This is a genomic window from Pseudomonas sp. 14A, from assembly GCF_018132745.1.
Taxonomy (GTDB): domain Bacteria; phylum Pseudomonadota; class Gammaproteobacteria; order Pseudomonadales; family Pseudomonadaceae; genus Aquipseudomonas; species Aquipseudomonas mercuritolerans.
In genome coordinates, this window is sequence record NZ_JAGRQJ010000010.1 from 111,090 (window position 1) to 133,706 (window position 22,617).

The window sequence follows — 22,617 nt, forward strand, 5'->3', positions numbered from 1 at the left end:
CTTGGATCCAATCATTAACTCACTATATCGCATGCCGACAAGCGGTAGGCTGAGCCTATTGCTAGAAGTGATGGCGCAATGACATATTGCAGCACCTTCCCTCACTTCAAGATGTACCGAAAATGCGCCCCCTCAAGTCACTTGTTGCAGCCTCGTTGCTGCTCAGCGGGTGCAATGGAATGCCAGTCGCTTTTGTTCAGGATCCTGTTTTAGACCAAGCCTTTGTCGTTCACTCCGGAGCGCCTTTGCCTTACCTGCTGATGGGTTCGGCTGTGCAATGGAATGAAGACTTCGCCGTGACGGTAAAGCACATTCCTTACTTGTCGGGCACGGTTTTCCAGGGGCAGGCAGACGTGCAGTTCTTCCGTCACAAGGCCACTAGCGTGCCGGCGTGGCGCGGCTACAAGCCGGGTGAAGAGCTGACTTCGGTGGGCTTCAATTCGCTGTACATGTCGGTCAAGGGCACCGGCCAGGCCTTGCCGGCCATGGTTCGCCTCGACGTCAAAGAGGGCAACGTGCTTTACGGCACCCACAATGGCGCATTGGCCAAAGGCATGTCCGGCGGGCCGGTGTTTTCCGCCGACGGGAAAGTGGTTGGCATCAACGTGGCGTTCCTCACCCGTGACGACGTCAGCCGCCTCAAGCGCAAAGACTTGCTCGATCAACCGCGCGTAAGCATCTTTTTGCCGTACGCGGAGATCAATCGCGAGTGGTCGCGCTATCAGGCCAGTATCACTCCAACGACTCCTCCAGCGACCAAACTGGCCAGTCGCTGATCAGCGTTCGCGCAACGCTTCGCGGGCGCGGTTGAGTGGTTTGATCAGGTAGTCGAGCACGGTTTTTTCGCCGGTACGGATGTCCACCGTGGCGATCATCCCGGGCACGATGGCGAAGCGTTTGCCGGCCTTGTTGCGCAGTTCATCCGAAGCGGTGCGGATGAACACGCGGTAGTAGAAGATTTCCGGCTTGGCTTCGTCCTGAATCGTGTCCGGCGAGATCGTCACCACCTCGCCGTCGAGGCTGCCGTAGATCGAATAGTCATAGGCGGTGATTTTCACTTTCGCCGCCTGGCCCGGGTGAATGAAGGCGATGTCGCGCGGCGAGATGCGCGTCTCGATCAGCAGTTGTTCATCGAGCGGCACGATCTGCATGACCTGGCCGTTGGGCGCAATGACGCCGCCAATCGTGCTGACCTCGATGTCCTTGACGATGCCGCGCACCGGCGAGCGCAGGGTCAGGCGCGACAGTGAATCGGTGCGCCCACGGATCACCGCTTCGAGCATCTGCGCTTCGGCGTTGGCCTTGGCCAGGTCTTCGCGGGCGCGGACCATGTAATCGGAGCGGGCTTCGGTGGCCTTCAATTCCAGCTCCGAGCGTTGACGGGTCAGTCGCAGCACTTCAACCCGACTCGAGGCGCCGATCTTCGCCAGGTTTTCAGTGATCGCCAGTTCGCTGCGCACCAGTTTCAGCGAGCTCTGAATACCGTCGAGGGTTTCTGCCAGACCTTTGCGCCGAGTCTGGTAGAGCTCGGTTTCGGCGCGGATCAGATCGGGAAATTCCTGCAGCGATGCGTCGAAGGTCAGGGGCTTGTCGCTGACTTCGGCCTGCAAGCGGTTGACGCTGGCCAGCGCCGCGCGGTACTTGGCCGCGCTTTCGCCGACGTTGGACTGGTTCTTCACCGGGTCCAATTGCGCGAGAATCTGCCCACGCTCGACCAAAGCACCTTCGCTGACATTGAGCTGCTCAAGAATGCCGCCCTCCATCGACTGAATCACCTGTTCGCGCGAGCTGGGCACCACTTTGCCGGTACCGGTCGAGACCTCGACGATCTCGAACCACGCCGCCCAGGCAATGAAGCAGGCAAGCATCAGCGCGCAACCCCAGATCACCTTTGCGCCACCGGCAAGTGCGCGCTCATCGCGGCCGTCGAGGTAGGACATCGGGTCCGGCACATCGGTCATCATCGGCTTCATACCGCCACCCCTTTGCCCGGTGCGCGCAGCCGCGCCAATGCCGCGTCGCGGTGGTCGTCAATGACGATACGCCCGTTGTCGAGGACGATGATCCGCTCGACCAGTTGCAACACACTGACCCGGTGCGTGGCGACCACCAACGTTCGACCCTGGGTCCAGGTCGCGAGTTTTTCCAACAGCAGCCGCTCGGTGACGTCATCGAGCGCGGCCGTCGGTTCGTCGAGCAACAGCACTTGTGGCTGACGGATCAACAAGCGCGACAGCAACAGGCTCTGACGCTGACCGCCCGAAAGGCCCAAGCCACCTTCAAGCACCAGGTGATCCATGCCTTTGGGCAGCTGCCGAACGAAATCCAGCGCGCCAGTGACAGTCAGCGCGGCGATGATTTCCTGATCGCTGGCCTGACCGGCGCCGAGGGTGATGTTGTCGCGCAAGGTGCCATGAAACAGTCGCGCCTGTTGCGACAGCAGGCCGACGTCGCGGCGCAGATCGGCCGGATCCAGATGTGCCAGGGCGATGCCGTCCAGAGTGGTTTCACCGCTGCTCAGATCCATCGCGCCGCCCAGCGCTTGCAGCAGCGTCGACTTGCCAGCACCGTTGCGGCCGAGCAGGGCGATGCGCTCGCCGGGGCGGATGCTCAGGTCGATGTTGTTGAGCGCCGGGGTCGACTCCTCGCTGTAGCGAAAACTGGCCTGACGCATGCGGTAGTCGCCGCGAATCGCCGGCAGGTGCACGCGCTGACTGCCTTCGGGATGATCCACCGGCATCTGCATGATCCGGTTCAAGCCTTCGAGCGCGACCTTGGCCTGCTGCCATCGGGTGAGCACGTGGGTCAGTTGCGCCATCGGCCCCATCATCCGCGACGACAGAATCGACGCCGCGACCAGACTGCCGGTGGTCAGGTCGCCGGCAATCACCATTGGCGCGCCGAACACGATGACCACTGCGAACACTCCGCCCTGCACGTTCTGCGTCCACGCCACCAGGCTGTTGGTCAAGGTGCGCAGGCGCAGGCTGCTGTCCGCCGAGGCGGCGTTGTACTGGTTCCACTGTTGCTGGAAACGCTGCTCGGCCTGCAATGCCTTGATGTCGTCGAGGCCCTGAATACTTTCCACCAGCATGGCGTTGCGCAGCGCCGCTTCACGCATCGAGGCATTGGCCAGACGCGCCAGACGCGGTTGCGCGATGATCCCCGGCAGCAACATGAACACCAGCGCCACCAGTGGAATCAGCACCAGCGGCCCGCCGATCAAATAGAACACCAGCAGGAACAGCAGGAAAAACGGCATGTCCGCCAGTGCCGTGGCAGTGCTGGAGGTAATCAGATCGCGGATCTGCTCCAGCTCGCGCAACTGCGAAATGAACGAACCGGTGGACTTCGGCCGCGCGGAATTGCGCAGACGCAAGGCGTGGCCAAAGACCAGATCGGAGACGCGCAAGTCGGCGCGTTTGCCCAGCACATCGGTGATGCGCAGACGCAGAATGCGCATGACGAAATCGAACAGCAGCGCCAGCATCACCCCACCGAACAACACGTACAGGGTCGGCAGCGACTCGGCCGGAATCACCCGGTCGTACACCTGCATGGAAAACAGTACCCCGGCCATGCCCAGCAGGTTGGCCACCAGTGAGGCGATCATCACTTGGCTGTAAGGGCGCAGATCGGTGAGGACGATGCGGCGGAACCAGTGCTCGTCGTAGGGCTTGATGTAATCGTTGGTGCGCACGTCGGCCACCGGTTGCGTCGGACGCAGAATCACCGTGCGCAATGCCTGCTCGGCGAGCGCGCCAGCCTCCATGCGACTCTGCAAACCCTGGTCGCCACTGAAGCAGATGCCCAGCTCGCCGGTTTCGCCGATGCTTTCGAGCACGCCGACCTGACCGTCGCGCAGTTGCACCACCAGCGGCGTGCGCCAGCGGCTCAGGCTCTTGTTGTCGAATACCGCGAATTTCACGCTCAAACCGGCCTGACGCGCCATGTGCCGAACCACTTCTTCGACACGGCCTTCGCTGTGTACCGAGGCCAGACGCACGCTTTCCGGCGAGACGTCGAGGCGATAGTGACGGGCGACCTTCAGCACCGCTTCCAGCCACGGTGAATAATCTTCGCGAGCTTCGGCAGCAGCGGGTTCGGGAACAGTGATGCTGGCATCGGTCATGGCAGGATCTCGACATTCTGGATGGCGCTGTGGTCAATGCCGAAGACCCGGCGAATCGCACCGCTGTTGTAGAAGCAGTCGATCTGCAGGCGTTGCAGATCAGCCTGGGTGTTGACCAGATCGAAGCGCGACTGATGGATTTCCTGCTCGGCGTTGAGCAGGTCGAGCAGCGGCCGCGTGCCCAGTTCCAGGTACTGGCGGCCATACAACATGCGCGCCTCGGTGATGCTGGTCTGGCGAAATTCCAGCGAGCGCAGCCGCCGGTTCAGACCCGAGGTTTGCGCCTGGGCTTCGGCCAGACCCTGGCGCGCTTGCAGACGGGCGAAGTCTTCGGCCGAATCCGCTGCGGTCAGCGCATGCCCGGCGGCGCGGCTGCGCGCACTGATCGCACCGCCCTGGTAGATCGGCACTTCGAGGTTGAGGAAGATCCCCACCTGGGTGCGATCAGCGCGCGAGTTCTGATCGTCGTAGTGGTCGTCCAGGTATTGGTTGACCGACGGTTGCAGCGACAGGGTCGGGTAGGCCTCGGCTTTGGCCTGGGCCAGCTCGGCCTGGGCCTGAGTGCGTTGCGCGGCGGCCTGGAGGACGGCGGGCAGGGTGTCGGAGATCTGCGAGGCGTCGCAGGCCTGGGTTAGCGTCGGCGCGGCGGCGTCGCTGACCGCCGGCGGCGTGCGCCGTCCGAGCAGACTGGTCAGGGTCGCTTGCCAGCGTGCGTATTGCGCCTTGAATTCCTGCAACGTCGCCGTCGCGCCTTCGGCCCGGGACTGCGCCTGAACCATATCGGAGCGGGTGCTGGCGCCCATGTCGCTGCGTTGCCTGGCCAGGTCGACGATGCCGCCGATGCCCTGAATCTGCTCGCGCGCAACCTCGAGCAGACGCTGATAACGCTGCACCTCGATGTAGGCCCTGGCGGTGTCGCGGGCGATGTCGTCGATCGCCAGCAGAATCCCGGCCTGACTGCGCGCCACCCGGGCACGGGCGGCGTCGACCGAACTGGAAACCTTGCCGAAGTCATACAGCATCTGCTTGAGGGAAATGTTCACCGACTGGCTGCCGGCATCGCTGCCGTAACCGCTGGTGTAGCCACCCTTGATGCCGCCGGTGACCTGCGGGTAATAGCCGGATTCGGCGACGTTGACCCCTTCGCCTTGCTGGAACAGGGTGCCGATGGCCTCGCCGATGCGTGGGTGCCAGTCCACGGCGAGCCTGACCGCTTGTTCCAGCCCCAAAGTATCTGCGTTGGCGGCCGTTTTTGAAGCAGGGGCAGGGCGCTGACGATTGTCAGTGCCTGCCGGTTGTTGCAGTTGCGACGGGCTGATGCTGCGCAAGCTGATGTCGAGATTGTCGTCGGCGCGAACGCCGACGGTGAAAGCGGGGTAGAGGCCGATGGTCAACAGGACCGCCGGCCATTTCTGGCGAAAAACTGACTCCACAGACTTCCCTTACTGTTGAGAGACCAACGTTCGATGGCTTGTTTCAAACCACTTGAATGCCGTTCTGTACCCACAAGTGGTGGCTCGGATCCTCCTGCGCCGTGTATTGAACATAGTCGATGCCGTCGGCCTGTTGCGTGCCATCGGCGACCCAGCCATCGGTCATGTGCACGCTGTCCCTGTCGTCACCCTTGATCAGCAGGGTGTTGTTGTCCGAGGACGTGATCGCCAGCAGATCGCTGAGATTCAGTGTCAGCGCAACCGCACTGGAATGGTTGAGGTCGAGGATTTCGACGTTGTGGATCTTGCTCTGCAGATCGCCGAGGTTGATCGACACGTCGCCACCGGCCCAGAGCAGGGTGTCGGTGCCGCTGCCGCCATCGACTGAAGCGAACTGCTGGTCGGCGACGATCAGCGTGTCGTCGCCGCCGCCACCTTGCAGGGTGACGGCGCCCCCGTGCGAGCCGTCGAGGGTGTCGTTGCCCTCGGTGCCCTGGATCAGTTCGCTGCCAGCGACATGGGCCAGACCGAGGTCATCGCTGGCCAGCGCCGAGAACGCGGTACTGGCGAAAGCGCCGGCCTTGTTCAGGTCGATGGTCAGTGTGGCGGTATCGACCGTGCCGTTGGGGTGGGTGAGCTGATAGGTAAAAGTGTCTTCCTGACCGATCACGGCATCGGTCAGCCCGGCCTTGAGCGTGTAGGTGTAGTTGCCGTTGGCCTGCACCACCAGGGTGCCGTAATTGCCGACCAGCGAGACGCCGTTGTAACCCGGCGCGACGTAACTGCCGGCGACCAGCACGCTGAGCAAGGTGTAGACCGAGCCCAGCACATCGGCACCGCCGCCCGCGGTGTCAGTGAGCAGGTTGCCCGACACCGGTGTGTAGCTGCCGACCACGAACTGATTGTTGTAGGTCGCGACGTTGATCAGGCTGGTGTTGACGCTGGTCAGCAGGCCGAGGCCGCCTACTGCCACCCGCACCTGATAACTGCCGGCGGTCTGGTCGTCGAACTTGATCCCGTAGTTGCCACCGCCGAGATTGACCAGCGCGTTGCCGCCGTAACTCTTGACCAGTACGTACTGGTTGGTGGTGGTGTTGAGTTTGTACAGGCCCACCGTCATCGAACCGAGCAGCGCCAACAGGTTGCTCGAATTGACCACCACGGTCAGGTCACTGACGGTATCGGCCGCGACCACCGTGTTGTAGTTACCGCTGCCGCCGCCCAGCAGCACATTGAACGTGCCAAGGGCAGAGTTGGTGGTGACTTCGCGGTTGATCAAGGTGACGTCGGTCGAGGCGATGTCCGCTGTGGCATCCACCACCAGTGCCGGGCTGCCGAGGCTGGCGTCATTCCACACTTCGCTGGCTTGCGGGCTGTCGATGCGCACGTACAGATTGGCGGTGTCGCTCAAGCCGTTCGGGTGCACCAGTTGATAGTTGAACACGTCGACTTTGCCGACGCTGCCGACACTGCCGTTCGGTTTGTAGCTGTAGTTGCCGTTGGCGTCGATGGTCAGCGTGCCGTACAACCCTTGCACCGTGGTGCCGGCACCGGCGCTGACCCAGGTGCCGTTCTTGAAGATCTGCAACTGCGCGCCGTTGTCCGGGCCGGTCTGATCGGCCGTGCCATCGACGCCGACGTTGGTGATGACGTTGCCGGTCACCGCTGGCCCGGCAATGCCATTGAACTGGGTCAGGCTGCTGACGTCCAGTTGCAGCTGGGTATTGACCGTGGTCAGCACGCCGATGCCGGTGCTCGAAACCGTCAGTCGATAATCGCCTGACAGCAGGTTACCGATGTCGACCCGCACACCCTGGCCGGCCAAGGCAATCAGGTCGAGCAGGCCGCCGCTGCCATTGACATCCAGAGTCACCCAGTTACCGCTGGCATCCTTGACTTGCAGGGTGTAGACCACGCCATCGATCAGCGAAATCAAGCTGCTGGTGGTCAGCGTCAGGGTTGGATCAAGACGCGTGCCGCCGGCGACGGTGAAGGTGAAGGTTTTCGAGAATCCGGCCAGCAGCGTAGTGAACGAGTCGTTGAAGGTCTGCGAGGCGGTGACCGGGGCCAGGGTGACGGTGCCGACGGCGAGATTATCGCTGGCGACCACGGGCGCGTTGACGTCGACGTCCGGCGCAATGACGTTGGCGGCTACCGAAACGTTGCCGCGAGCGTCGCTGAGATTGACGGTGAGGTTTTCGCCGTTGATCTGCGCACTGCTCAGGGTGACGGTAAACACGCCGAGGTTGTTGACCGTGCCGGTGCCCAGAACGGTGCCGCTGGCCGACTTGATGGTCACGGTTGCGCCGACTTCGCCGGTACCGGTGACGGTCAGGCCATCGGCACCGACCAGCAGCGCCGTGGCGGCAGCGGGTGGTGTCAGGTCTGGCGCCGTCGCAGTCGCCGCAGCCGATACGTTGCCGCTCGGATCGGCCTGGGTGACGCTGAGTACCTGGCTGTTGATCTGCGCTGAGGCCAGTGCCACGGAGAAACTGCCGTTAGCGGCGACGGTGGCGGTGCCGAGCACCAACCCGCCGGCGCCGAGTACGCTGATGGTCGAACCGGGCACGCCGACGCCAGTGAGCACGGTGCCGCTGCCATTGACGCTGACGCCAGTCGGCGCGCCGGGGGCGGTGCTGTCCGGCGCTGTCAGGCTGGCGTTGGGCGACAGGTTGCCGGCCGGGTCGACCAGACGCACGGTCAACAGCTGTCCGTCGAGTTGCGCGGTGTTCAGGTCGAAGCTGAACGTGCCGCCACTGCCCACGGTGGTGGTGCCGATTAGCGCACCGCCCGGGCCGTAGACGTTGACCGTCGCACCGGCTTCGCCCGTACCGCTGAGGGTCAGACCGTTGCCAGCGAGCGTCAGACCGCTGGCTGCGATCGGCGCCTGCACGTCAGGGGCCGTCAGATTGAAGACCTGCGACAGATTGCCCGTCGGGTCGGCTTGTTGGACGTTGAGCTGTTGGCCGTTCAGTTGCGCGCTGGACAGTTGTACGGTGAAGGTGCCGCCAGCATTGACCACAGCGGTGCCGAGGACGGTACCGGCTGCGTTGGTCACGCTGACGGTCGCGCCGGCTTCACCCGTGCCGCTGACCGCCAGGCCGGTGCCGTTCAGGCTGACATTGCTCAGCGGTGCCGGCGCGGTGGTATCGGCGACGCTGAGGTTGGTAACCGGCGAAACGTTGCCCGCCGCATCGCTCTGCGTGACGCTCAGTTGCTGGCCGTTGAGTTGCGCCGATGACAAGGTCACCGAGAACGAGCCATTGCCCGCCACCGTCGCCGTGCCCAGCACCGTGCCACCCGCACCGCGAACAGTGACGGTGGCGCCGGCTTCACCGAGCCCGCCGAGCACCAGACCGGTGCCGCTGAGGACCAGCGCCGTGGGCGCCGCCGGAGGGGTGATGTCTGGCGCGGTTACGTTAAGCCCGGATGAGCTGTTGTTGGCCGCATCGGTCTGAGTCGCATTGAGCACCTGACCGTTGACCTGCGGCGTATTGAGCTGCGCGCTGAAGGTGCCATTGGCGCCAACCGTCGCATTGCCCAACACTACGCCGCCAGTGCCGGTGATGGTCACCGACGCGCCGACTTCGCCGCGACCGGTGACCAGTGTGCCGCTGGCATTGACCGCCAGATCGCTGAGTGGCGCCGGCGCCGAAGTGTCGCCTGCGGTGATTTCAGTCGGCAGCGAGGCGCCACCCAACGCAGTGTTGGCGGTGACTTCGAGGCTTTGGCCGTTGGTTTGCGCAGGCGTCAGCACCACGCTGAACGTGCCATCCCCGCCGGTGACGCCGGTGCCGATCAGGCTGTTGTCCGGCGCGTAGACATTGATGGTGGTGCCGATCGCCGCCGTGCCGGTCAGCGTCACGCCGTCGGCTGTCAGTACAAGATTGTCCGGCGCAGCCGGGGCTGGCACTGCCGGAACAGTCAGGTCGGCGTCTGCGGACACGTTAGTCGCGACGTCTGTTTGATTCACTGTCAGCACCTGGCCGGCAGTGATGCCCGGATCCAGATCGATCAGGAATGTGCCGTTGGCCGCGACCGTGCCGGTGCCGACAACATTGCCCAGCGCATCGGTCACCTCGACACTCGCGCCGGCTTCGCCACGACCGGCGAGTTGGCTCAGATCGCCGCTGATGGTCAGACCGGTGACGGCATCCGGAGCCGTGGTATCTGCCGCCGGGTAGAGCAGCTCTGGCGATGCGTTTTGCGCTTCGTCCGTCGCGATCACCGACAACAACTGACCGTTGGCCTGGGCCGGATTCAGCGTGACTGTATAGGTGCCGTCGCCCAATGCCACTGCTGTGCCGAGCACGGTGCCGGTGGCGGACAGCACAGTCACGGTGCTGCCGGCTTCGGCGGTCCCGGCGAGCAAGGTGCCGGCGCCGGTCAGCGATGTCACCGTTGGTGCGATCGGCGCAGTGCTGTCCGGCGCGTCGACCACTCCGGGCTCGGACTGGTTGTTTTGTGCGTCGGCCTGTACGACCGACAGTGCGCGACCATCGAGTTGCGCAGCCGACAACGTGACGCTGAAACTGCCATCTGCCGCCACCGTCGCTGTGCCGAGCACCACCGCACCGTCAAGCACGGTGACGGTTGCGCCGGGCTCGCCGGTACCGGTCACGGTCAAGCCGTCCTGGCTGACATTGAGGTCGGCCACTTCCAGCGGATCAGTGCTGTCGCCCGCTTGCAGAGGTGCTGTGGGTGAAATGTTTGAAGCCGGATCAGTCTGATTGACGCTCAACAGCTCGCCATTCACCTGCGGCGGATTGAGGGTCACGCTGAACGAGCCATTGCCGGTCACGGTTGCCGAGCCCAGTACCGTGCCAGTCGCGCTGAGTACACGCACCGTGGCGCCGGCTTCACCGGTACCGGTCAATGTCACGCCGTCGGGCGCGAGAACGAGGCCGCTGGGCGCAGCGGGCAGGGTGATGTCCGGCGCAGTGACGGGCACGATCGGCGAAGGGTTGCCCGCCGCATCGCGCTGGATCACCGACAAGGCTTCACCGTTGAGCAGAGGCTGATCGAGGATGACGCTGAAACTGCCATCGGCCGCCACGGTGCCGGTGCCGACGATGGTGCCCACCGCGTTGGTGACGACCACTTGCGAGCCAGCCGCACCGGAGCCGGTGATGAAGCTGCCGCTGACGTCGATCTCGACATCGGTCAGTGCGGCGGGAGGCGTGCTGTCCGGTGCGCTCAGCGTGCCGGCAGGCGAGGCATTGCCGGCAGCATCCGCCAACACCACGAACAGCGCTTGGCCATTGGTCTGCACCGGAGTCACGGTGATCTGGAAACGGCCATCGCTGCCCACGGTGCCGGTGCCCAGCTCGGTGCCGTCTGCGGATGTCACGCGGACAATGGCGCCGACTTCGCCGGTCCCGGTGAGGGTGTCGCCATCGGCATTCAGTTGCAGATCGGCCGGCGTCGCTGGCGGGGTCAGATCCGGTGCGGTGATCGACACCGGGGCGCTGACGTTGCCGGGTGGATCGGCCTGCTGCACGCTGAGGATCTGTTCATTGATCTGCGGCGGATTGAGGGAGACGCTGAAGGTGCCGTCGCCGAGCACCACGCTGGTGCCGAGCAAGGTGCCATTGGCATCGCGCACGGTCACGGTCGCGCCGGGTTCGCCAGTACCGATGACCAACGCGCCGGACGAGTTGATATCGACGTTGTCCAGTGGATCAGGCGGGGTGAAGTCCGGTGTGGTCAGGTTCACTGCCGGCGAGTCGTTGCCCGCTGCGTCGGCCTGGACCACGGTGATCACTTCGGCGTTGGTCAACGCCGGGTTCAGTGGCAGGGTGAAGGTACCGGTCGCGCTGACCACGGCGGTGCCAAGCACGTTGCCGTCGCTGTCGATGACCCGGACCTGCGCGCCCGGTTCGCCGCGCCCGGTCAGGCTTGCGCCGTCGCCGCCGATGCTCAGTTGCGAAACGGCCGCTGGCGGTGTGCTGTCGACCGAAGTGAACGGCGTGGCTGCCGAGGTGTTGCCCGCCGCATCCGTCAGCGACACGGTCAGCGCCTGGCCATTGGCTTGCGGCGTGGTCAGGGTGATCGCAAACGTGCCGTCGATGCTCACGGTGCCGGTGCCGACCAGCGCTCCGGCGGCGTTGTACACGTTGACCGTGGTGCCGGCCTCACCGGTACCCGACAGCAAGGTGCCGTCAGCGCTTGCCACCAGCGCCGCCGGCGCATTGGGGGCAAGCAGGTCCGGGGCGATCAGGTTGACGCTGTTGGATTCGTTGCCGGCGGCGTCGGCCTGGCTCAGGCTCAAAGTCTGGCCAGAGGTCTGTGCCGGGCTGAGGGTGACGCTGAAGGTGCCATTGGCCGCCACCACGGCGCTGCCGAGAACCACTCCGCCGGTGCCGAGCACGGTCACCGTGGCGCCGGTTTCACCGCGCCCGGTCAGGGCCGTGCCGTTCGGTGCCAGACTCAGTTCGCTGAGCGGCGTTGGCGCGGCGATGTCGGCAGCGGTGTAGTCGGTCGGTGACGAATTGATACCGGTGCTCGAGGTTGCCACGGCAGACAGCTCTTCACCGTTGAGTTGCGCGGCGTTGAGGGTGACGCTGAAAGTGCCATTGGCCGCCACCAGCGCGCTGCCGAGCAACACGCCCGAGGCATTGCGAATGCTCACGGTACTGCCGGCGGTGGCCGAGCCGGTCAGGGTCAGACCGTCGGCGCTGAGGGCCAGATTGGTCGGTGCACTTTCCGCCAGATTGCCCGGCGCAGTCACCGGCGCCGCCGGTCCGGTGTTGCCGGCAGCATCGATCTGCACCACGGAAAGATTCGATCCAGCCACCGCCGCCGGGGACAACGTGACGCTGAAATTGCCGTTGCTGGCAACGGTCGCAGTACCCAGCAAAACACCGCCGGCATCGCGAACTTCCACGCTGGCGCCGACCTCACCAATGCCGGTCAGGGTGGCACCATTGGCGCTGACCGCCAGATCGCTCGCCACCAACGGCGCCGTGCTATCGACCGCATTGACGATTGCCGGGGCCGACGGATTGCCTGCCGCATCGGTGGCCGTCACGTTCAGCGACTGGCCATTGGTTTGCGGACTGTTGAGGGTAATCTGGAAAGTGCCGTTTGCGGCCGCCGTGGTGGTGCCGAGAAGATTGCCCTGGCTGTCGCGTACGGTCACGGTACTGCCGGCCTCGGCGTTACCGGCCAGTTGCACGCCGGCAGCATTGAGTGTCAATGCGCTCGGAATCGCCGGCGCGGTCAAATCCGCGGCGATGACTTCAACCGCCGTCGAAACGTTGCCCGGCGGATCTTCCTGAGTGACGGTCAGCACTTCGGCATTCAATTGTGCTGCGTTGAGGGTGACAGTGAACGCGCCGCCGCTGCCGACCTGCGCGGTGCCGAGCAAGGTGCCGTCGGCGCTGCGTACAGACACGGTGGCGCCGGGTTCGCCGTGGCCGGTAACGGTGACGCCGTCGGCATTCACCGCGACTTGGGTCAGTGCCGCCGGTGGGCTGATGTCGGGTGCGTTGACACTGGTCGACGGCGAGACATTGCCGGCAGGGTCGGTCTGGCTGATCGCCAGCGCCTCACCATTGGTCGGCGCTGGCGCCAGGGTCACAGTGAACGAACCATCCGCGCCCACCACGGCGCTGCCCAGCACGGTGCCGCTGGCGGTGGTGACATTGACCGTCGCGCCAGCTTCACCCGTGCCGCTGAGGGTGCTGCCATCGGCGCTGATCAGTGGATTCTGCACAGCGGCCGGCGGGGTGCCGTCGACGGTGATCACGCCAGTGGAAGTCGAGGCGTTGCCGTTGGCGTCGGTCAGAGTGACCTGCAGGGTTTCGCCGGTGTTCTGCGCATTGGGCAAGGTGACCTGGAAGTTGCCGCTCTGATCGACTACGCCGGTGGCCAACACGTTACCGGCGGCATCGCGCACGGTCACGGTGCTGCCGGCTTCGCCCTGGCCTTTGACCACGGTGCCGACGTCATTGATGCTGACGCCAGTCGCAGCAGCTGGCGGTTGCAGATCGGTAGCGATGATGCCGGCGGGTTGCGACAGGTTGCCGGCGGCGTCGCTCTGGATCGCGGTGAGCGCTTGGCCATTAAGTTGTGCCGGCGTCAGCGTCAGGCTGAACGTGCCATTGCTGGCGACCAGTGCAGTACCGAGCACGGTGCCCGTAGCGTCGGTGACAGTGACCGTCGCCCCGGCCTCTCCGCGTCCAGTGAGTGTCGTGCCGTTGGTATTCAGCGCCAGATTGCTCACCGCGTCCGGCGCTGTGCCATCGACCGCCGTCACCGTGCCCGGAATCGACACGTCACCGTCGGGACTGGTGGCCGTCACCTGGAGAACTTGCGCGTTGATCTGTTTGCTACTGAGCAACAGGGTGAAGCGGCCGAAGCTGTTGATCAGACCTGAGCCGAGCACAGCGCCGCTGCTGCTGGTCACGGTTACGGTGCAACCGGGCGTTCCGGCGCCGGTCAGGGTGAAACCATCGGCACTCAAGGCCAGATCGGTCGGGGTCGCGACCTGGCTACCGTCCAGTCCTGCCAGCGGCACGACGGGCGAATCATTGCCGCCGCCATCCGTGCTGATGACTTCAAGATTGCCGCCAGGCTCTGCCGGTGGGCTGAGGGTCACGACAAAGCGGCCATCCGCATCCGCCGTCGCGGTGCCCAGCACAGCGCCACCGCCGGCAATGCTGACGGTGACCGTGGTGCCGGGTTCGGCAAGGCCAGAGACCTGCGTGCCGGCGGGGTTGAGCGCGAGATCGCTGACCGCTGCCGGCGGGGTGCTGTCCGGCGCGGTGACGCTGCCGGGAAGCGAACTGTTGGCGCCATCTGACACCACGACTTGCAAGGCTTCGCCATTGGTCTGAGCCGTGTCGAGGTTGACCGTGAAGGCGCCCGTGCCGTCAGCGGTCGCGGTGCCGATGACGTTACCGTCGGCATCCAGCACCTGCACCGTGTTATTGGGCTGCGTGGTGCCGGTGACCGTGGCACCCGATGGATCGACGACCAGCCCGGTCGGTGCAGGCGGGGCGGTGATGTCCGGTGCGGTGACCGGCGTGGCCGGCGAGGGCAGGGCGCTCGCGTCGGTCTGGATCACACTCAACACCTGACCGTCGAGCTGAGCCGGACTCAGGTTGACGCTGAAATTGCCGTCGCTGGCGACCACCGTAGTGCCAAGCACCGTGCCGTCCGCTGCGCTGACGGTTACGGTGCTGCCCGCTTGCCCGGTGCCGGTCAAGGTCACGCCGTTACTGGCGAGCACGACATTGTCCGGCGCCAGCGGCGCGGTGGTGTCCGTCGCCGTCAAAGGTGTGCTGGGGGAAACGTTCACGCCATCCGATTGGCTGACTTGCAGTTGTTGGCCTTCGATCTGCGGGCTGTTCAGCGGCACTGTAAAGGCGCCTGTGCCGTCGACGATCGCGGTGCCCAACACATTGCCGGCCGAATCCTTGACCGACACCGTGGCACCGGGCTCGCCGGTGCCACTCAGTTCAGTGCCGCCTGCATTCAGCGTCAGATCCGAAGGGGCAGTGGGAGCCTGGATATCCGGCGCTTCAACTGGAACTGCCGGCGAGCCCGACGGCGAGCCATCGCTCTGCACGACGCTGAGGTTCTGGCCATTGGTTTGTGGCGAGGACAGGGTGACCTCGAACCGGCCGTTGCTGCCGACGACAGCTGTTCCCAGCACGGTCCCATTGGTGTCAGTGACAGTAACGGTGGCGCCGATCTGACCCGCGCCGGAAACTATGGCGCCATTGGCGGAAATGCTTACATCGGTCACGGCTACCGGTGTGGTCAGATCGGGTGCTATCACGTTGACCGGCGCCGATGGATTGCCGTCCGCGTCGGTCTGGATCACTTGCAGTTGTTGCGCATCGGTCTGTGGTGTGGAAAGTGGAATGGTGAAATTGCCGTCAGCGCCCACCGTGCCGGTGCCGATGATGTTGCCGGCCGGATCGCGCACGGTAATCGAAGCGCCGATTTCGCCTGTGCCGGTCAGAGTCTGCCCTTGGCCGTCGAGCGTGACGCCCGTCAGCGGCGCCGGCCCTTGGGTGTCAGGCGTCACATAGTTCAATGGGGCAGAGGTGTTGCCAGCCGCATCACTGGCACTGATCTGCAACGTTTCGCCATTGTTTTGCGGACTGCTCAGTTGCAGGCTGAACGTGCCGTCCGCTGCCACCACTGCCGTGCCGAGCAGATTGCCGTTGGCGTCACGCACCGTCACGGTCGAACCGGGCTGGCCGCGTCCACTCAATTGCGTGCCATCGACGCTCACTGCGATGTCACTCGGTTGAGTCAGCCCGTCGAGGTCAACCGCGATGATAGTCACTGCTGGCGAAGGGTTGCCGGCGGCGTCGGTGACCAGCACGCTCAGCGCCTCGCCATCGATTTGCGCGGGGTTGAGTTGCACGGTGAACGAGCCATCGGCGGCGACCAAAGCTGTCCCCAGCAGCGTGCCTTGCGCATTGGAGACGCTGACTGTGCTGCCGGGTTCGCCACGGCCGGTCACCGAGAGGCCATCGCTGCTCACCGCTACATCGGTCGCCGCGGCGGGGCCGGTGATGTCTGGTGCGTTGAAGGTAACGGCCGGCGATTGCGCACCGGCGCTGTTGACCGCCACGACACTGAAGGTTTCACCGTTGGCCTGCGCACGAACCAGCGTCAGCAGGAAAGTACCGTCAGCGGCCACCGCCGCGCGCCCGAGCAATTCGCCGTTGGCGGCACGGACTTCAATGGTGGTGCCGGCCCGGGCGGTGCCGGTCAGTTGGCTGCCGTCGCTGCTCAAACCAAGATTGCCTGGCGTCGTCGGTTCGACGATCTCCGGCGCGCTGACCGTTGCGCCGGTCGAGATATTGCCTGCGGCATCGGTGGCATTCACTGTCAGCGGCTGACCGCCGGTTTGCGCAGGGCTGAGGACGACGCTGAAGGTGCCATCGGCCGCAACCACGGCGCTGCCGAGCAGGCTGCCATCGGCGGCGCGCACCTGGATGGTCGAGCCGACTTCACCGGTGCCGCCGAGTTGCCTGCCATCGGCGCTCACAGCGAGGTTGCCAGGCGCAGTGGGCGCGGTGGTATCCGGCGCAGTGACCGTACCCGGCGTCGAAACGTTGCCCGCAGGGTCGGTGAGCGTGACGTCGAGCGGCTGGCCATTGTTCTGCGGCGTACCCAGGTCGACCTGGAAACTGCCATCGGCGCCAACGGTACCGGAACCCAAAAGGTTGCCGGCTGCATCGCGTACCTGAACGACACTGCCAGCTTCGCCAATGCCACTCAGCACCCGGCCATCAGCCGACAAGGTTAACCCGGTAGCGGGCGCAGGAGGCGTCGCGTCTCCACCGCCACCATCACCACCACCGCCGCCGCCCCCACTTCCGCCGGCAGCGGCTGCTGCACCACCCGCGCCCAACAGGCCAAGCCCGGCAATCGCCCAGGCCGGCGTCGCCCCATCCACCACACCGACGCCAGCGATCAGCTCGTCCAGCGAATTGATTTCGTCAAAGGTAAAGCCATTGAACGGCTCGGCGCTGTAGCGCGCCTGCCACAGCGTCGCGTCGTCACCCTGAAAGACAATGTCATTGGGCACGCCGTCAGGGCTGGTGACAAAGAAATTGGAGATTTTGATTTGCTCGCCAGACTTCAGATTGACGATCAAATCCTGACCGCTGCGACTGGTCGACGCCAGTTGGTCGGGGCGGACCGGCATTTGTACAACTGAAGGCTGACTGAGCTGAACATTGCCCCAGTTCTGGGCAGTGAGCTGAGAATTGGCTTTGTCGGCAATGACGATGTTGTCCATTACTACTCCCTGTAAATGGGTGGGTGGACGTCCACGGATGGTTTTAAAACCATAGATAGGGAGTTTGAAATAAGGCTGCCTGATTTTTGGCGAGTTACCGAAGTGGCATTTTTCCGATGACTATCCAGCTGAAATCAAAAGAAATTTGTAAGGCTACCGTTTGTCGGGCCGTTGGATCCAACGAATAATTGGATGAAACAAAATGTGTCTTTTTTAAAATTGGCAAAAAAGACCGAAGAGGAAGCAGAATCGCAACCGTAACGTTGATGGCTAATTAGTATTGAAATTATTAAGCGCTATAAATGCATTGCGCAGTCGTCCATTGGCGAAGGTATTAATCAATAAGCGCAGGAAGGACGACAAGCTTTGTATAAGTATTTACGCTTTTTCGTTTCAGCGGATTTTTCGCCTCCACATCACTTCATGCGCTAGCTATCGATCGCCGAAGTGATAGAGAACGGATGTGCACTAGTGTTTACGTGGCACAGAGCGCATCGCGATTTCTTTCAAACTCTCTGAACCGCTCAAGGTCAATCCTTGTAACGGTCACGTCATTCACATCAGAGGTGAAGGAATGGATAACTACCACATCAGTAAAAACCAGCAGCGCTGGGAACTGGTCAAAGAGGGCGCGCAGCGTGCGTCGAAAACGGCTGCGACCAAAGCCGAGATCACCCAAATTGCCAGCGACTATCTGCAGGACAAAACCGCCTCGCTGAAAATCCATAAAGAAGACGGGACGATCCAGGAAGAACGCACCTTTCCGCGCGCAGCCGACCCGCGAAAAACCAAAGGCTGAGGAGGCTGTTCTTTTCTGTGTTCATCGTTTCTTCAGAAGGGTCTGATTTATGGTCATTGCATGTCTGGGATGGGGCTCGCTGATCTGGAAGCCGGACGGTTTGCCCTTGGCAAGCGAATGGTTCGCGGACGGGCCGCAGATCCCGATCGACTTCGTTCGCGTCAGTGACACTGGCGAGTTGACTACAGCCATAAGCGCGAACGCGCCGCCGTGCAAAGTGCTGTGGTCGGTCCTGGACGTGACCGATCTCGATCAGGCCCGCGAACTCCTGCGTATTCGAGAAGGCGTGCCGGAGGGCAGGGAGGATGGCATCGGCAGCTTCACCCTCGGTCCCTCGGCGATGGGCGTGCTTGCTGAATGGGCAATTCCTCGGCAACTCGATGCGGTGATCTGGACGGCGCTGCCCGGCAGATTCAAGAACATTGAAGGCCTGGTGCCGAATGTCGACGACGCAGTTTCTTATCTGGCCGGGTTGAGCGGCGCGGCGCACGAACAAGCGCGCGACTATATCGAACAGGTGCCGGCGCAGATCGACACGCCGTATCGCCGTGAAATCATTGCCAGGCTTGGGTGGAAATGATGAGCACCCGTAGCCAGGCGCAGATTGCCGCGATCTTCGATCAGCTGTTGGCACTGCGAGAAAGTGTGGACATTCTCCAGCACGTGGAGAGCGCCAGCGTCGAGTCGCTGCGTGGCCATCAGACCGTGGACGCTCCCGAGTCGCTGGATCTGGTGTTTCAAAAGCTGCAAGAAGACATCGCCAGCATGGAGGAAACGTTGGCGACGATTGCCGAGGCGACCGGGGACGTGCCGAAGTTGTGAGGGTGTCGCGGGGCTGGCATGCAGAGATGATGTGGCTGGTCTGGCGCCTTCGCGAGCAGGCTCGCTCCCACAATTGATTCGTGAATCGATTGATTTCCGGGGTCTGACGCAAAATCCTGTGGGAGCGAGCCTGCTCGCGAAAGCGCTGGGTCAGCCTTGCCATCAATTCACTGACTTGACGCCTTCGCGAGCAGGCTCGCTCCCACAATTGATTCGTGAATCGATTGATTTCCGGGGTCTGACGCAAATCCCTGTGGGAGCGAGCCTGCTCGCGAAAGCGCTGGATCTGGCACTTACTCTGTTGGATGTGCCGACGTTATCGCGAGCAGGCTCGCTCCTACAGCGGGGCTGGATCTCTCCACGCGCAACGCATCCACCACCAGTGAAAACGCCGGCGACGGTTGGCGGCGGCTGGGGTAGTAGAGGTGGAAGCCGCCGAACGGTTCGCACCAGTCTTCCAGCACTCTGACCAAACGCCCTTCGGCCAGATGCGCACCGAACTCGTCTTCAGGCAGGTAGGCAATTCCCAATCCGTTCACGGCCGCGTCGGTGATGTGCACGGTGGAGTTGAACACCAGTTGGCCGTCGACCCGCACTTTCAGCTTTTTGCCCTGACGCTCGAATTCCCAGGCATCGACACCGTCGTAGGTCGGAAATCGAATGTCGATGCAGCGGTGCGCCGCCAGATCGCGCGGATGTTGCGGGGCGGGGTGCCGGGCAAAGTAGTCGGGCGAGGCGACGACGGCCATGCGCAGCGGCGGGCCGATCGGTACGGCGATCATGTCCTGGGCGACGGTATCGCTGAAACGCACGCCGGCATCGAAGCGATCGGCAACGATGTCGCGGAAACCGTAGTTGATATCGAACTCGAGCTTGATGTCCGGGTACTGCAGCAATAGTGGCGTCAGCTTGGGCAGCAGAGTGGTCTTGATGATGTTGTCGCCGCAGGTGATGCGCACCGTACCGGCAGGCTTGTCGCGCAACTCGGTCAGCGCGTCCAGCTCGGCTTCGATTTCATCGAAACGATGACCCACGGTGTGCAGCAAGCGTTCGCCGGCCGCTGTCAGTGACACGCTGCGTGTGGTGCGGGTCAGCAGGCGAATTTTCAGACGCGCTTCCAGCGCCGAGACTACCTGGCTCACCGCCGATTGCGTCACGCCCAATTGCACCGCCGCGCGGGTGAAACTGCCGGTGCGGGCCACGGTGACGAAGGCGAGCAGGTCATTGAAGTTGGGTTTAGCCATGGCGTGACGCTCGGGTTTATTGATTAGCAGTGTTTATAACCGCATTAAGCACTCATTAGCTAATCAAAGCCTCGCGCTTGCGCAACAATACCTCCATCCCGGCCTCGCCTGGTTTCTCGATCAAGGACGCCCCCATGAAACGACTGTTCATACTGCTCGGGTTTCTCCTGAGTTCATTTACTGCATTCGGAGCTGACATGTCCCACGGTGCCGACAATTTCTTCAAAAGCGACAAGGTGACCGTGCAGAAGGTCAGCTTCAAAAATCAATATCAACTCACCGTGGTCGGCAATCTCTTTGTCCCCAAAGGGCTCGACCCGGAAGCGCGCAGCGCGGCGATAATCGTTGGCCATCCGATGGGCGCGGTAAAGGAGCAGAGCGCCAATCTGTATGCGCAGAAACTGGCGGAGCAGGGCTTTGTCACCCTATCGCTGGATCTGTCGTTCTGGGGCGAAAGCGAGGGCGCGCCGCGCAACGCGGTGTTGCCGGACATGTATGCCGAAGACTTCAGCGCGGCCGTCGATTACCTCGGCACACGGCCATTCATCGACCGCGAGCGCATCGGCGTGTTGGGCATCTGCGGTAGCGGCAGCTTCGTGATCAGCGCGGCGAAAATCGATCCACGCATGAAAGCCATCGCCACCGTCAGCATGTACGACATGGGCGCCGCCAACCGTGACGGCCTAAAGCATTCGCAAAGCCTTGCGCAGCGCAAGCAGATCATTGCGCAAGCGGCAGAGCAGCGTTACGCCGAGTTCACTGGCGGCAAGGTCGCATACACCGGCGGCACGGTGCTGGAACTGAAGGCCGACACCCATCCGATCCAGCGTGAATTCTTCGATTTCTACCGCACCCCGCGCGGCGAATTCACCCCGCCCAGCTCGACGCCGCAACAGACCACGCGTCCGACGCTGAGCAGCAACACCAAGTTCATGAACTTCTATCCGTTCGTCGATATCGAGAGCATCTCGCCGCGTCCGATGTTGTTTATTGCCGGTGCAGACGCGCACTCCCGTGAGTTCAGCGAAGAGGCGTTCCGGTTGGCGGGGCAGCCGAAAGAACTGGTGATCGTGCCGAATGCCGGCCATGTCGATCTGTACGACCGGGTCGAGCTGATTCCTTTTGCCAAGCTGACGCAGTTCTTCAAGAGCAACCTGAAGTAACTTTCAACGCGACGGAGCAAAGCGATGCGGACTTTTGCCAACGGCTGGAAGGGATTCGTACTGATGGCATGGCTGCCCGTTGCTCTGTCTGCACCGACCGCTATGGAGGCCAGCACGATGTGGATGACCGTCGGGGAACAGCGTTTTGCCATTGCTCTTGAGGACAACCCGAGCACTCGGCAATTGCTCACGCGATTGCCGCTGAGCCTGGACATGGCTGACCTGCACGGCAATGAAAAATACGCCACCGTGCAGCCGCCATTGCCCACCCAGCCCTACCGGCCGGGCACGATCCACAACGGCGATTTCCTTTTGTATGGCGACGATACGTTGGTGGTCTTCTATAAAACCTTCGATTCGTCCTACCGCTATTCGCGTCTTGGCCGCATCGAACGCCCGCAGGACTTGGCCGAAGTCTTGGGGCGCGGCGATGTGCGGGTGACGTTCACTCTGCATGAGTGAGGAGAGTCATTGATGAACCAGAAATCGTTAAATCAAGGGCGTCTTTTGCGCATTGTGGCCCTCGGCTGCGCGGTCCTCGCCAGTGCAGCCTGCGTGAATCCCCTCTGCGCCAATCCTTCCCGATCACCGGAGAAACCGATCATGAAAGAACAGCCTCTGACGCTTAGACAACTGGCGATCGCCCCGATTGCCGCCAACGCTGCCATCGGCGACATGCCGCGTTTGCACGACGCACTCAATCGTGGTCTCGATGCCGGGCTGAGCATCAGCGAAACCAGGGAAGTTCTGGTGCAGCTGTACGCCTACGCCGGGTTCCCGCGCAGCCTTAACGCCTTGTCATTGCTGATGAAGGTTTTGCAGGAACGCGCCGCGCGGGGCATCGAAGACGTGCCGGGACGCGAGCCGGGTCCGGTTCCGTCGGGATATGCGCTCACCGAACTCGGCACCGACAATCAGACCCGCCTGGTCGGCGCGCCAGTGTCCGGCCCACTGTTCGAATTCGCCCCGGCGATCGATCAGTTTCTGAAAGTGCATCTGTTCGGCGACATCTTTGCCCGCGACAATCTGACATGGACGGATCGGGAACTGGCGACTGTCGGCGCGCTGGCGGCAATGGCTGGGGTCGAGTCGCAACTGGAGTCGCATTTGAAGATCAGTCTGAATGTGGGATTGACGGTTGAGCAGTTGCGGCAAGTGGCGCAGGAGTTGGAGGCGCGTGGGGATTTGCAGGCTGCTGAGCGGGTGGGCGCGGGGCTGGCCAAAATCCAGCGGTGAGGGCGGCTCGGATTCATT

12 protein-coding genes are annotated in these 22,617 nt (G+C 63.2%); 7 read left to right on the forward strand and 5 right to left on the reverse strand.

All coding sequences use genetic code 11. The features are described from left to right. Positions 1-245: 245 nt before the first annotated feature. Positions 246-776, forward strand: a complete 531-nt coding sequence (locus tag PS14A_RS10745; RefSeq protein ID WP_130910117.1) for a trypsin-like peptidase domain-containing protein — start codon at positions 246-248, stop codon at positions 774-776. Here the strand turns inward: PS14A_RS10745 and PS14A_RS10750 are convergent, their stop codons facing one another. The 4 genes from PS14A_RS10750 to PS14A_RS10765 are packed head-to-tail and all read right to left on the reverse strand — an operon-like array spanning position 777 to position 17,335. Then, positions 777-1,961, reverse strand: a complete 1,185-nt coding sequence (locus PS14A_RS10750) for an HlyD family type I secretion periplasmic adaptor subunit (RefSeq protein ID WP_212616295.1) — start codon at positions 1,959-1,961, stop codon at positions 777-779. Between the two features lie 8 nt (positions 1,962-1,969). After that, complete coding sequence (locus tag PS14A_RS10755) at positions 1,970-4,132, reverse strand: type I secretion system permease/ATPase (RefSeq protein ID WP_110645708.1); 2,163 nt, start codon at positions 4,130-4,132, stop codon at positions 1,970-1,972. Beyond that, positions 4,129-5,565: a TolC family outer membrane protein gene (locus PS14A_RS10760; RefSeq protein WP_212616137.1), complete on the reverse strand. Its 1,437-nt coding sequence runs from the start codon at positions 5,563-5,565 to the stop codon at positions 4,129-4,131. The genes PS14A_RS10755 and PS14A_RS10760 overlap by 4 nt, the downstream gene beginning before the upstream one ends. Positions 5,566-5,608: 43 nt before the next feature. Continuing rightward, positions 5,609-17,335 carry a BapA/Bap/LapF family large adhesin gene (locus tag PS14A_RS10765; protein ID WP_212616138.1) on the reverse strand — a complete coding sequence of 3,909 codons (11,727 nt, stop codon included), beginning with the start codon at positions 17,333-17,335 and terminating at the stop codon, positions 5,609-5,611. A 574-nt stretch (positions 17,336-17,909) separates the two neighbouring features. On the opposite strand from PS14A_RS10765, the gene PS14A_RS10770 reads away from it, so the two are divergent. From PS14A_RS10770 to PS14A_RS10780, 3 genes are read left to right on the forward strand one after another with little or no spacing between them, the layout of a single operon-like run. Beyond that, positions 17,910-18,134, forward strand: a complete 225-nt coding sequence (locus PS14A_RS10770) for a DUF2188 domain-containing protein (protein ID WP_039758787.1) — start codon at positions 17,910-17,912, stop codon at positions 18,132-18,134. A gap of 49 nt (positions 18,135-18,183) precedes the next feature. After that, positions 18,184-18,714 (forward strand): hypothetical protein, encoded by a 531-nt coding sequence (locus PS14A_RS10775; protein WP_212616139.1) that lies wholly within the window; start codon positions 18,184-18,186, stop codon positions 18,712-18,714. Beyond that, a complete protein-coding gene (locus tag PS14A_RS10780; protein ID WP_122507439.1) occupies positions 18,714-18,956 on the forward strand; it encodes a hypothetical protein in 243 nt (80 codons plus the stop codon). Before PS14A_RS10775 ends, PS14A_RS10780 begins: the two co-directional genes overlap by 1 nt. A 293-nt stretch (positions 18,957-19,249) precedes the next feature. On the opposite strand, the gene PS14A_RS10785 is transcribed toward PS14A_RS10780, so the two are convergent. Continuing rightward, positions 19,250-20,200: a LysR family transcriptional regulator gene (locus PS14A_RS10785; RefSeq protein ID WP_212616140.1), complete on the reverse strand. Its 951-nt coding sequence runs from the start codon at positions 20,198-20,200 to the stop codon at positions 19,250-19,252. A gap of 134 nt (positions 20,201-20,334) precedes the next feature. On the opposite strand from PS14A_RS10785, the gene PS14A_RS10790 reads away from it, so the two are divergent. The 3 genes from PS14A_RS10790 (at position 20,335) to PS14A_RS10800 (ending at position 22,599) form a co-directional block, all read left to right on the forward strand. Then, complete coding sequence (locus PS14A_RS10790; RefSeq protein WP_130912173.1) at positions 20,335-21,363, forward strand: alpha/beta hydrolase; 1,029 nt, start codon at positions 20,335-20,337, stop codon at positions 21,361-21,363. A 24-nt stretch (positions 21,364-21,387) separates the two neighbouring features. After that, positions 21,388-21,825 carry a cyclophilin-like fold protein gene (locus tag PS14A_RS10795; RefSeq protein WP_241662941.1) on the forward strand — a complete coding sequence of 146 codons (438 nt, stop codon included), beginning with the start codon at positions 21,388-21,390 and terminating at the stop codon, positions 21,823-21,825. 141 nt (positions 21,826-21,966) lie between these two features. Next, positions 21,967-22,599 carry a carboxymuconolactone decarboxylase family protein gene (locus PS14A_RS10800; RefSeq protein WP_249121247.1) on the forward strand — a complete coding sequence of 211 codons (633 nt, stop codon included), beginning with the start codon at positions 21,967-21,969 and terminating at the stop codon, positions 22,597-22,599. Positions 22,600-22,617 lie beyond the last annotated feature (18 nt).